Annotated in this window: 10 protein-coding genes and 1 pseudogene; 4 read left to right on the top strand and 7 right to left on the bottom strand. The window is 53.3% G+C overall.

The annotated features are described in order from the left end of the window. Positions 1-112: 112 nt before the first annotated feature. The 5 genes from SOP97_RS15705 to SOP97_RS15725 all read right to left on the bottom strand — a co-directional run bounded on the left by SOP97_RS15705 (position 113) and on the right by SOP97_RS15725 (position 6,913). Positions 113-1,000, bottom strand: a complete 888-nt coding sequence (locus SOP97_RS15705; protein WP_322950063.1) for a helix-turn-helix transcriptional regulator — start codon at positions 998-1,000, stop codon at positions 113-115. A 133-nt stretch (positions 1,001-1,133) separates the two neighbouring features. Then, positions 1,134-1,718: a condensin complex protein MksE gene (locus tag SOP97_RS15710; protein WP_322950064.1), complete on the bottom strand. Its 585-nt coding sequence runs from the start codon at positions 1,716-1,718 to the stop codon at positions 1,134-1,136. Beyond that, on the bottom strand, positions 1,711-3,132 hold the full coding sequence (locus SOP97_RS15715; protein ID WP_322950065.1) for a hypothetical protein: 1,422 nt from the start codon (positions 3,130-3,132) through the stop codon (positions 1,711-1,713). Before SOP97_RS15715 ends, SOP97_RS15710 begins: the two co-directional genes overlap by 8 nt. An 8-nt stretch (positions 3,133-3,140) precedes the next feature. Next, on the bottom strand, positions 3,141-6,098 hold the full coding sequence (locus SOP97_RS15720; protein ID WP_322950066.1) for a coiled-coil domain-containing protein: 2,958 nt from the start codon (positions 6,096-6,098) through the stop codon (positions 3,141-3,143). After that, positions 6,095-6,913, bottom strand: a complete 819-nt coding sequence (locus SOP97_RS15725) for a hypothetical protein (RefSeq protein WP_322950067.1) — start codon at positions 6,911-6,913, stop codon at positions 6,095-6,097. The genes SOP97_RS15720 and SOP97_RS15725 overlap by 4 nt, the downstream gene beginning before the upstream one ends. A 245-nt stretch (positions 6,914-7,158) precedes the next feature. On the opposite strand from SOP97_RS15725, the gene SOP97_RS15730 reads away from it, so the two are divergent. Continuing rightward, a complete protein-coding gene (locus SOP97_RS15730) occupies positions 7,159-8,034 on the top strand; it encodes a helix-turn-helix transcriptional regulator (RefSeq protein ID WP_322950068.1) in 876 nt (291 codons plus the stop codon). Here SOP97_RS15730 and SOP97_RS15735 read toward each other — a convergent pair. Next, the gene (locus SOP97_RS15735; protein WP_322950069.1) at positions 8,028-9,086 is read right to left on the bottom strand and encodes a CHAT domain-containing protein; all 1,059 of its coding nucleotides are present in this window, start codon (positions 9,084-9,086) and stop codon (positions 8,028-8,030) included. The genes SOP97_RS15730 and SOP97_RS15735 overlap by 7 nt on opposite strands. 344 nt (positions 9,087-9,430) lie before the next feature. Between SOP97_RS15735 and SOP97_RS15740 the strand changes: the two genes are divergently transcribed. Both SOP97_RS15740 and umuC read left to right on the top strand, forming a co-directional pair. Continuing rightward, the gene (locus SOP97_RS15740) at positions 9,431-9,868 is read left to right on the top strand and encodes a LexA family protein (protein WP_322950070.1); all 438 of its coding nucleotides are present in this window, start codon (positions 9,431-9,433) and stop codon (positions 9,866-9,868) included. Beyond that, entirely contained in the window at positions 9,861-11,135 is a 1,275-nt protein-coding gene (gene umuC / locus SOP97_RS15745) for a translesion error-prone DNA polymerase V subunit UmuC (protein ID WP_322950071.1), read from the top strand. Before SOP97_RS15740 ends, umuC begins: the two co-directional genes overlap by 8 nt. A 96-nt stretch (positions 11,136-11,231) precedes the next feature. Here the strand turns inward: umuC and SOP97_RS15750 are convergent, their stop codons facing one another. Next, positions 11,232-11,603 (bottom strand): hypothetical protein, encoded by a 372-nt coding sequence (locus SOP97_RS15750; protein WP_322950072.1) that lies wholly within the window; start codon positions 11,601-11,603, stop codon positions 11,232-11,234. Positions 11,604-11,730: 127 nt separating this feature from the next. Between SOP97_RS15750 and SOP97_RS15755 the strand changes: the two are divergent. Further along, positions 11,731-11,965 (top strand): annotated as a pseudogene (locus SOP97_RS15755) (IS21 family transposase); the annotation flags it as partial.

Consider the following 11,965-nt stretch of genomic DNA (forward strand, 5'->3'; position numbering starts at 1 on the left):
AACTTGAGGCCTTCCAGCCATGACAGGCTAAGAGACCCTGACGACATTACCCCGGCCATCAGAGGCAACGAAGCCAAGGGTGATTAATCACTTTTTGTGTGTAATTACTTGCTCACCCTGTTCGGTAACCCGGAGCCAGCACCGCCGTTTCCACTCCGTAGAGCAGCAGCGGGTCTTTCAGCCAAAGGCGGTATTCCGGATCACGCAGCCGATGATCAGGCGAGCAGTCGACACTCCATTTACGCAGTACATAGCCGGCAGTGGCACCGCGCAGGCGTAAACGTAATGCCCCGCCGCTCATGCCGTAGTCCATCTCAGTGATGTCCGGATACGGTTGATCCGGATGAGGCACTATCTCTAGCTCGACGATGCGCGTCCATTGGATGTCCTGATTGCTCAGCTCATGGGAGGCAGGCGATTCACCTTTAAGCAGGCGCGGGCGTTTGATTCGCGTGATTACGAAGTCGCGAAACTCTTGGGTTTTACGATCAAAAGCTCGCACGTGCCAACGTAACCCTGTATCGATCAAGGCGAAAGGCACGACCTCGCGCTTGGACCTACCGCTGGAAATAGAGTGGTACTCGATAGCCAGGGGGCAGCACTGATAAATGGCGCGCGTCACACTCGCTAGAACATCCAAATCGGGGTTAGTCAGTCGGGAAGGAATCTCACTGAGCACCCAGGTTTTGAGGCGCAGCGGTTCGCCATCGCCAAATGCCTGAGTCAGCCACGACATGACTCTTTCTGCTGGGTAATTAAACAGCGCATGGAAATCAGCGCCCAAGACGTAGGACTTTCCCTTGGGGTCATAGTCGATATTGCCGGGGGCTAGCTCCCTGTAAAGCGCAAGATCCCGGGTCGCTGCAGCTGACTGGATGGCAAATCGGTCCACTAGATCCTGCCGTCGAATCTCTCCGGCGAAACGCACACGCAGCTCGATAAAAGCCAGGCGATCGCGCTGTGGCTGAGCGAACCCAGCAAGAGGGGTTATGGGCGTCATATGAGTTAGAGGCACTTAATCTGAGCGTTAAAACGGATCTTATTGCACACCTTAGTCGCGCCCTAATATTTGCATTTTACAAATATGGTGGCAATCATTTTGATTATGATTTTTCGAGCTGACCAGCTCCCGCCTAAACGTCGAGGTCGCCTTCACCAAGAAGATCATTGAAAAAAGCAGCACCAGATTCCGACAACACTAAATTTCCCTTCCCATTACGGTATGCAATAGCTCGTGTCTCGAGCTTCTTGATGTGCTCCAACAGCACGCCGCTTTTCATTCCACACGCTATCAGCACCTCGACCTTGTCCTCCCCCTTACCGATTTCCTCGATATGGATGTTTGAAAGGCCTGCCGAGTCATTCAGCAGCACGTCCATTGTGAAGCCCAGCTCCAGTGTTCCCCGAAACAGAACAAGTAGCAGGCCTTGGATGTTGCGCGCCAGGTCATCCTTGGCATCAGTGCCATCACTGGTCCGGATGAAGGCGAAGCCATCACGCATGACCAACTCATACCCAATCAGATCATAGAGATTGCGGTAGTGATCGAAATTATTCAGCACTTCCTCGAAGTGCGGATTTGACTTCAAGCCCCCATCAATAGAGACGGTGCGGTTGATCATCTTTCCGTACATGAGCTGCCCATAGAGCTCAATCGACAGCTTTCGATTCATCACTTTGGCCTGCGCAACCGGCAGCGAAGGTTCGTGGTCAAGCATGTTCAGTCTCCACTTGCAGCTTGTAGTACCTCAGGCTCTCGCAGTCAGTTGCAAGGTTGCCGATTTGGTAGTGCGGAATGAGGCAAATTCCTTCTCGCTTGCGCAGCCAGCCCACCGACATTAGGAGATCGGTCAACTCGTACCCTTTAAGGCGGTCTTTCAGGTGTTCATGCATGGCGACGTGGGCGTCATCGGTAAGCCGTGGTTCCCATTCCTCGACCAGATTACCGATTGCCAACAAGCGAGCATCGCGCCGTCGCTTGAGCTCGCCCGACTCGTTGGTCTGCCCGCTGAGCTGGTGGATCTTCCCGCTGCTGATCTTGATGTTGGGCAATGTTGTGCGCAGATGCTCTGCCAGCACCAAGCGCTGGTTAGCGTCTGACCACTCAACTTTTGCTTCGAACACTCGCATTTTGAGCCCGGAATAGGTGTTCAGACGGGCGAATACAGGGTGTGTGCTGGGCAGAATATTGTCTTTCAAGCTCCCATCATGCAGCTCTCGCACGCCCGCATAGAGACGATTCCAAGCCTGTTCGATCTTGTCATAGGCCCGCCGGTGCGCCTCACTTTGCTGGACATAGCGCATTAATGAGCCACTGATGATCGAGATGTCATGCCGGTATGAGCGAATCGACTCGACGGAGTAATAAACCGAGCTGGCCAGCTGGTCGTGGCCATAGTGGGCCAGCTGGTCGCCGATACAGGTCAGTGCAGTGAGGGCAGGCTTAGTCCCCTTGAGGTCAGTGTGTTCGCCCAGGAACTGCAAGGCGGGCAGGATGTTGCGCAGGTAGATGCTATTGATCTCGCCTAGGGCTTCCTGAGCCTTAGCCACCTCATCGATGACGTCATAACGCATCTGATCGACAATCTCACCGAGTCGCTGGAGCCGGCCCTGTAGCGCATCCACGCACTCCTTCATCTTGGCGGTTGCAGCGCGTATCTCCTTACGCAGCACACTAACCTGCTCCTGAAACCCAATGTCTTCGCGGCTCAGAGATGGCAGAGTGATAAAAACCTCATAGAGCCGGTTGAACGAGGCCCGAATCAACTCGTAATCGGCGCTGTTCAAATGCCGCAGACGCGCCCCATCGAAGTGCCGGAACATCTCGATCACGAAGGGGGCGAAAACCATCACTCCACGAGCGCTGTCTACCTGAATGACCAGGCCGACACGCTCAAGGTTTTCAATGCAAAGTGCGCTTTCCAGTTTGCGCCGCTCTGCCGGTACCTCGCGCAAAACCCGCGTGTTCGGCAGCGGTGCTACAGAATCCAACAGGGCGCGTAACTTCTGCTGGTACATGACAATGCGGACTTCCTCACCCTCTCCAACTTTGTCCATGTGATCAATCAGATCAAGGAAAACCCCCTTGTTCTGGATCATGTTGATCAGCGCAACGTCCGTTTTTACGACCATCAGATTCTCTACGCCTCTTTTTCGGCAGCAAGAGCCGGCTCAACTGCCTCACGGCACTCCAGCGCGATCAAGGACTCACTGACTCCGGTATAGAGAATCGTCCGGTTCGGGCTGTAGGACTGGTCAGTTGCGTTGAAGTAGTCGAGGTTCATGTAGTTACCTAGCACCTTGCTGATACCAGATGTCAGGCCAGGCGTAGCCCCGAATACACAGAATCCATCCGCGTCAGCAATGTCGCGGGCCGAACGCAGATTCTTGTCATCGAGGTTGGATAGCTCATCGATAAACAGTGGCAAGCTGACCTTGGTGTCCGCTTGCAGCAACTCTTTGAGCAGGAAGGCCAGCAGACGGCAGTTGATCATCACTGAGGTGCCGGTTGATTGGGCTTCGACAGTGAACTCATCACTGCCTTGCAGCTTCACACGGTAATCGACGCTGACAATCAGGCGAGCCATGTTCAGGGTGGCATCCCGACGCTGATCAGACTCGACGAACTCAGTGCAGAATTTACCAAGGCGGTCGTAGAGGACTTGTGGTGGTAGCTCGCCTCCGGTCAGATTCACAGAGTCTACGGTCTTCAGCAGCTCATCGAATTGGGGATGTAGCTTGCAGTCGATTGCCACAGCCGTGAGGTTAGAGACCTTGATTGACGACAGGTGATTTTCGATCTCTTTGATAAAAGTACTAATCAGGGTGCGTGCGTGCCTGATCGACTGAATCTGGATCATGGTGTCATCGTTATGCTGAACCACTTGGTTGAAATGGTTGTTCTCTTCCATATCGAGACGACCATAGAGAACCCTGTACTTCTCATGCAAATTGCTCAGCGTTTCCAGGCTTACTGCACTGCGGTGGGCATGCTCGGCATCGTCGTCTAGAGCAACCGCAACTAACAGATCGGACACCAGAGACTTGATCTGGTTGAAGCTACGGCTGATATCTCGACTGCGGGTTTCGATGGCATCCATCAACTCCTGAGTAACCACGACCTCCTGACGCTCTGCACGTTGGTAGCCGGTTTTCAGGTACTCCAGACGCGAATGCAGGATGTCGTTGACCGTCCTGCTCCAGCGGAGCATGGATTGTTCACGTTCATTAGCGGCTTCCAATGCTGTTCTGGCCTGCTCAACCAGACGGTTGGCTTCGTTGAGCTGCAGGTTGAGCTCAAGGCAACTGGCTTCAAGAATTGCATACTGCTCGGTGGCGTCACCGTGCTCCTGCTCAAGCCGAACGAACTCCTGCTCAATGAATTGATGACGTTTCAGCAGGGCAATATTGCGTTCATCTTTCTCGATCTGAGCCTGCTTTGCTGCGATGGTAGTTTGGATCTGCTCGACTGACATTTTCGTCTTATTGGCAAGAACACTGGCGCGGTGCTTTTGCTGAATAAGACTCTTTTGGACAGATGCCAATTCGACCTTGCGGCTCTGTAGCAGCTTTCCGGCATCGTAGTGTTTAACAGGAACTGGTGTTGGACTGCTCAGGAACGTGAGCGAGCCTTCCTCCTCGTTAAACAGCGCGGTGAAACGCTTTATCGCCTCAATGTTGCTCTCAAGCAATGGCGGACACTCGCCAGTGAAGACATCCTGGTTCAGCGAGTAGAGAGTGTCCGCTGTGCGTCTGGGGATCAGGTCCAGATCCAGGAGTGACGGTTTCGCCCCTTCAATGAGAACTTCAAGATCCTTGGCCTTCTGGCTACCTTTGTTGATTTCATTTGTAAGTTGCTTGAACTCAAGACGAAACACTTCATCGTCCTGAAGAGCCTTGATGTCGGCTCGGTCCTCCGTGACCTGCTCAGCCAGAACGGCAGCTATCTCCTCCGGGGTCATAGAGGCATAACCATGCATCGCGGTTGAAAGGTCAATTGAGTCCTTTTTGATCCGCTCGTAGTTCTTCGTGATCTCGCGAATTCCGCCTTTCAGCTCCTTGAGCTGGGTATTTTTACTAGCCGCCTGTTCACGCTGGTTGTCAGCAGCTCCTTTAACCGCACTGTAGTTTGCAAAGCACTGCATACGAGCGTCGAGGTAGGCCGAGCCCTGCTCGTTAATGCCCTGCTCAACGTCACATAACAAGTTCATCAGATCCGAACTTTGGGCGTGAAGATCGGTGAAAGTCTGGGTGAAACGCTCCCAATACGGCTGTCCGTTACGAATCATCTGAAGTCGGTTTTTTACCGCGCTGAGGGTTTCATAGCGCGACAGAATTTCGATGAGATTGACGTTCAGTTCGGCCTCAGTACGATCCTTTCTGCCCTCAATGATCGTAGCGATGGTGTCCGGCAGAGTACGTTTATCTTTGGCTGCAATGTCGAATGCCAAGTGGATCAAACGCTTCCAGGCATCAATCTCGCGAGCTTGGCTACCACCGCTCTTGAGCGGCAGCAGACAAAAGCGACCGGCATCTGGACGTGTCGGCTGGTGCTTATAGATTCGCTCCTTGATATTCGCCACATCCTTGATCACTACAGCGCCCAGCCTTTTCAGGGTCGGCTCAATCTGTGAAGTCGACAAGCCTTCAATCGGTGCTCCCATGCCTCCGTTGAGGCTGGATTCATGATTCCAGAAGAGGTGCTCGATTTCAGAATATGGCACTGGCACAGCAGTACGCTCATAACTGTATTGCTTGGTGCCTATGTTCAAGATGATGCAGAACGGCCCATGCGGATTCTCCGCTTCAAGAACCATGAAGGAGTTCCGCTCTGGAAAATAGAAGCCAAAAGTCGCATCTCGGCCGTAGTAGCCTTTTGTGCTCTTGAAGCCGAACTTGCGCTCACAATCGTTGAGATTTTCTTCGGGCAAGAGGAAAAACTTCAAGGCATTGAGCATCGAGGTCTTGCCCTTATTGTTATCGCCGAGCAAGGCCGTGTGTTGGTCGATACGTACCTTCGTATAGCAGTAAGCCCCACTGTTGATCAGCACGATCTGCTTCATCTTGAAGGCTTCGTGGAACATAGATTCGATGCTCATGGGCGCTCCTCACATACTGCTGTCACCAAGTAGGTTTCTTGCTCAAGCACCCTGCTGCTGTCACGCATAAACCGGATCAATTGATCTGTCTCATGTGATAGTCCTTGATACTTAATGACCTCCTGCCGCTGTTGATCAGTCAACGCGTACTTGGACTGAGCCAAACGCTCTTCAACGTCAGACGGGACAAGGAAAACGGGGGGCTTTTCATGCAGCAACGCGGTCAAAGAAGCGAACATCCGTAGGCCTCCCATGTCCACATCGAACAAGCAATACAGTTCATCGAACTGACTTAGCACATTGGCATTCAGCCTGTTAGTCACCTGGTTTCCCGAACCGGAGATCAGCTCAATATCACTGGCTGTAACAGCCAAAATCCCAGCAATGAAAGGCAGCGTTTCATCGACTCGAAGGAAATTCTCCAGGTTCTCAACAATAACCCCCACCCTGCCCAGCACCCTCGGCAGCACCCATTCACCAGCCTCAGTTACCGCCACAGTCGGATGACGATGCCGAGCAGAGCGAAATATCAGTAACGATTCGGATACACCAACACGATGGCTATTGCCGTCTATAGCAGCTCCGACTCGGCCTCCAACATCCGATGGCCTGAACCTCATCAAGAGCTCATCGAAGACTGCCGAAAGAAGCACTTCAACGTGATAGCTATTTTTTTTAAGCTTCTTGGCCAAAAAAATGCGACTGATGACTTCTCGCGCAACGCCTGCAGCCACAAGCTTTGCGATCAACGCATCAAAGTTGATGGGCTGCTGTGATTGAACTTTGGCCAGATAGCTATAAATGACAGACGACAAAATCGACTTCCTTGTGAAAATTGTTAGCCCTCAGGCATTTCAATAAATGAATCACCAAATCAGGACCCTCGCGGGGCTCCCTCGAAGAGAGCGATTCAACCGAATGAATAACCTATGGATCAAGTGCGCCAAGGGAGAACCTCGCAGATCTCTCATTGAGCACAGCGCTCACGATATGTAAGCTTAAGCGACTCATCTAGAGTGTTTACCTGTACAGGTAAAGTTTTCGAGCAGGTGGAGAGCCAATGAAACGAAAACAGTCGATTGAATCCATCCGCTGGGATTTGGCCCTACGCTACCGCCTGATCGAAACAGTAGCATGGTGGGAAGGCCGCTTAACCACGGGCCATCTGATGCAGAGCTTCGGTATCAGCCGCCAGCAGGCGTCGAAAGACATCAATACCTATATCAACGACCACGCGCCTAAAAACCTGGAATATGACAAGCATTTGAAGGGGTATGTGCCGAGCAAGCAGTTCAGCCCGCTGTTTATAGACGACAGCGCCAGCGCTTATCTACACCTGGTCAGCCAAAGCCACGACCGCGCCCCACATGTGGAAGGGTTAGCTCTAGCCTACGCCCACACCGAAGTGCTGAAAGTGCCGGATCGCTCGGTGCGCCCTGAAGTGCTGCGCCCGCTATTGAAGGCATGCAGGGCCCGGCTACGTCTGGAGTGTGAGTATGTGTCTTTCAATACGCCGCAGGTGGAAACTCGGCTGATCGCACCGCACACACTGATCTACACCGGCATGCGCTGGCACCTGCGCGCCTACTGCGAGAAAAACCGCGATTACCGGGATTTCGTGCTGAGCCGCTTTCGCGGCATACCCGAGCTGATGGATGACGAAACCGAATACGCGCGCGAGCTAGACCCTGGCTGGAGCACTAAGGTACAGGTCATTATCGAACCTGACTCACGCCTGAAACCCGAGCAAAAATCCATCATCGAAACCGACTATGCCATGCAGGATGGTCGCCTGGTGATCGAGACCCGAGGTGCGCTGGTGCAGTACGTGCTGCAGCGCTATCAGATCGATACGACCAAGGTGCATACCAAGGCCACGGCGCAGCAGATTGTGGTGATGAACTTGGATGAGCTGCAGGGATGGCTTTATCACTGAGTCCTAGGCTTAACCAATATGAGGTCGCTTTCATCTACACCATCACGCAGGTACAGCTCTGGAGTGGAGTCCTCTGAAATACCCTCCAGCATCAACGCAGTCTTAGCTTGCTTGAAAGCAGCCGGAATTGAGCAGCCAAAGCCAATAGCCGAATAAAACTGCGCTGAAAATACGCGGGCAGCTTCGTCACCAATTGACTGATTCATGCCAATGGCCGCGTCCACATATTGCGTACATGCGGCCGCCTGGTTGAATGAGTGGCACGTATTAAAAAAGACTAATCGCACCGAGTCATAAAGTTCGAAGGTGGCGACAATGCTCGCCATCGAAACCAGCTTAGCGTCGCCGTTTCGGTCTTGAAGAACGAGCTCATCCTGATCGCTGCCATGCCCACTAAAATGCACAATCGTGGGCTTGAGCTCGTTCATGTATTGCAGGATTTCTGCAGGACGCAGCGCCCATCTCGACTCAAGCTTAACCGCGTCACGATGATCCGAAAGTCGAATTTTTTGGTGAATCTCACGGACTTCTTCATCCAGCAATAGCCTGCGGTCAGAGGCTGTCGCTGGATCAGTCGCAAAGAAGGCAACCTTAATTTCCTCGGGCAGCGCAGCCAACTTATCAATGCGGGCAGCAGTTTCCCTGTGCAGAGAATCATGCGTTTTCAGGCTGGACTCTACCTCTCGGAATTGCCGTTTTTGCGCCTCCTGCATTTTTTGCTGCTCCGTATTTCTTTTCTTCAGCACCTTCGCTTCTTCGCTCTCCACACGCAGCTCAGCTGTTGCCAGTTTTTTCTGCTCTGCGGCAATTTTCTTCTCCAGCTTGGCAACTTCAACCAAATGCTTCGCCTGCAAATCAGCATACCGGCTGGCTTCTCTAAGCTTGGAGGTAGCTGTAGACAACTGTTTGGTTTTGCTGGCGGCAGTTCCAGCAGCAAGAGATTTTTTCCCCGCATCAGCCGCCTTCTGCGACTCCCAGGCCTTCAGGCTCGATAGCTTTGCTAGAGCGTCACGAACGCTGGCAACTTGACGACGATACATATCAACACTCATAGGCGCTCCCTACAGTTTTCAAAAGCGGCGAAGCAGAAAAACGAGCCGAGTTGAAGGCGTAAAATCAGTCCGCCTGGCCGCCATAGGCAACACGAGCCAAACCCAGCATCAGGGTCAAAGCAGCTATCAGTACAAGATGTTCAGTCAACGAACTCAGCATGATCATGGCGAACCTCTTCGGGTTGAGATGAATCAACCATAGGCACCTGTAGCGCTGAAGGCGATACGTAAACTTTTCACCCGTAAACATTTGGAACACACGCCGACCTGCGCCGACGGACGCGACTTGTTGGATTTCACAATTGACGGATACTGTACATAAATCCAGCTATCGGCAATTTCTCATGAGCAACGCCCTGATTCTTGGCGCACTCCACGCCAGCAGCACGCGCCTACCCTACTTTGATGCACACATTCCGGCCGGTTTTCCCAGCCCGGCACTGGATCACATGGAACACAAGCTGTCCCTGGATGAGCTGCTGGATATCAATGCACCGCACACCTACGTCGTGCTGGTCAGCGGTGACAGCATGACCGGGGCGGGTATCTTCGATGGTGACCACCTGATCGTCAGTCGTGCGCTGGAGGCAAAACCAGGCGATGTCGTGGTTGCCTGCTTAAACGGTGATGTGTTCGTCAAACGCTTGGGCAGATGCCAGAAGTCGTATGTGCTGCAATCCGAGCACCCTGATTACGCGCCGCGCTACGTACTGGATGATGACGAACTGATGATCTGGGGCGTCGTGAGCCATAGCCTGCGTAACCACCGCCCCCATGCCTGAGCCGGTGTTTGCCCTTATCGACTGCAACAGCTTTTACGCAAGCTGCGAGCGGGTATTCCGACCTGACCTTCAGCGCACGCCGATAGTCGTGCTGAGCAACAATGACGGCTGTGTGATTGCACGCTCCGCCGATGCCAAACCCTTCGTGAAAATGGGTGCGCTATTCCATGAGATTCGTGGCGATCTCAAGCACCAGGGTGTCGTGGCGTTTAGCAGCAACTATGCGCTTTACGGCGATATGAGCGAACGGGTGATGAGCATCATTGAGGCACGCTTGCCAGCGGTTGAGGTGTACAGCATCGATGAGGCTTTTGCCGACCTGACCGGCATACCGGGATCACTGGAACATCTTTCCAGAACACTGCAAAGCGAGATCAAACAAAAAACCGGCATATCCGTGGGCATCGGTATCGCCGGCACTAAAACCTTGGCCAAGTTAGCCAACCATGCCGCCAAACGCTGGCAACGACAAACCGGCGGTGTGGTTGATCTACGAGACCCTGTGCGCCGCGTCAAACTGCTCAAGGTCATACCAGTAGAAGATGTCTGGGGCATCGGCAGGCGCATGCAGGTGCACCTCAACGCACTTGGTATTAAAACTGCGTGGGATTTGGCCAGCTGCGACGCCTGGGAGCTGCGCAAACGCTTCAATGTGATCATAGAGAAAACCGTACGCGAGCTGCGCGGTACTGCCTGCCTAGAACTTGAAGAAGCCGCACCGGCCAAGCAGGAAATCTGCTGCAGTAGATCGTTTGGCATCCGTTTGAAGACCATCGAGCCGATTCAGGAAGCCATCACCGCATACGCAACAAGGGCTGCTGAAAAACTGCGCCAGCAAAGCTCACTGTGCCGGCAGATTCGCGTCAGCCTGCGCACCGGGATGTTCAACCCTACCGAGGCCAAATACGCCAACGGCATACTTTGCCAACTGCCCTACCCGACCGATGACACACGCCTGATCATTGCCGCCGCCCGAGAAGGTATCAGCCGGCTATACCGGGATGGATTTAGCTACGCCAAAGCCCAGGTATTGCTTCTGGATCTGTGCCGACGAGATGAGTACACGCAGGATCTATTTGCACCTGAACAACCAGTAAAAACTGAACGGTTGATGAGCGTACTAGACGCTATCAACAGGCGATGGGGACGGGGCACGCTGCAGCCAGGACGCATCGCCAAGCCAGTTGAGTGGTCTATGCGAAGAGAATTTCTCTCGCCCGCTTACACCACTCGCTGGACAGATCTGCTTCTAGCTAGAGCGCAATAAGGCAGGCAACAGAATTTCGCCGAAAGGCGCTTTCGAGTGCACATTACGCGCACAGAGTGACTAGGCCGAAGGGGATGACCCGCATACCTACCCTCGCTACATTTGGTGGTCGTACCGCGCCTTTTGCATCATGTAGTAGACGAAATCCAGTTTATCTTCGGTCGGCTCATCATCTCGCAACCAGCGCACTTTGAGGCCCAGGTACTGCGCCCACTCAATGCCCTTCTTAAAGCCTCGTCGGTCATCATTTTTTACCGCGAGCTCGACGTATTGGTTTACCAACTTGTATTGGTTTTTGCCTGCCCGGTATTTTGCATTTTCGAAGGCCGCCTTGAAGTACGGCATTGCAGCCTCGAACTCTTCTTTACGGTAGTGGTAGACACCACGTAACCAGGGCACCATCCAGCACAGTTGCTCATCCAACCCGTAAGCCGCTACCTGGGCTGAATACTCGTCAATCTGGTCCAAGCGTGTTGCCGCTGACCGAAAACTGACCCAGTAGAGGCTGTTCTGCCGACTGAAAACTGACCCAGGTGTTCAACTGCTTCTGCTCAATTTTTGAGCAGGAGAACACAGGGTGATCAGTATGGAAATGATGGGCAAAATTCGCCGGATGTATTTCCGCGACAAGCTGTCGCTGCATGAGATAGCCAAGCGCACCGGGTTGGCGCGCAACACGATTCGCAAGTGGGTCAGAGCACCTGAGGCCAAGCCGCCGGTCTACCAACGCCGCGCGATCTTCAACAAACTCAGCCCTTTTCACGCCACGCTGGAGCAGGCGCTAAAAGCCGATTCGCTGCGGCCCAAGCAACAGCGGCGCAGTGCCAAGG

Source organism: Pseudomonas spirodelae (assembly GCF_034653255.1).
Taxonomy (GTDB): domain Bacteria; phylum Pseudomonadota; class Gammaproteobacteria; order Pseudomonadales; family Pseudomonadaceae; genus Aquipseudomonas; species Aquipseudomonas spirodelae.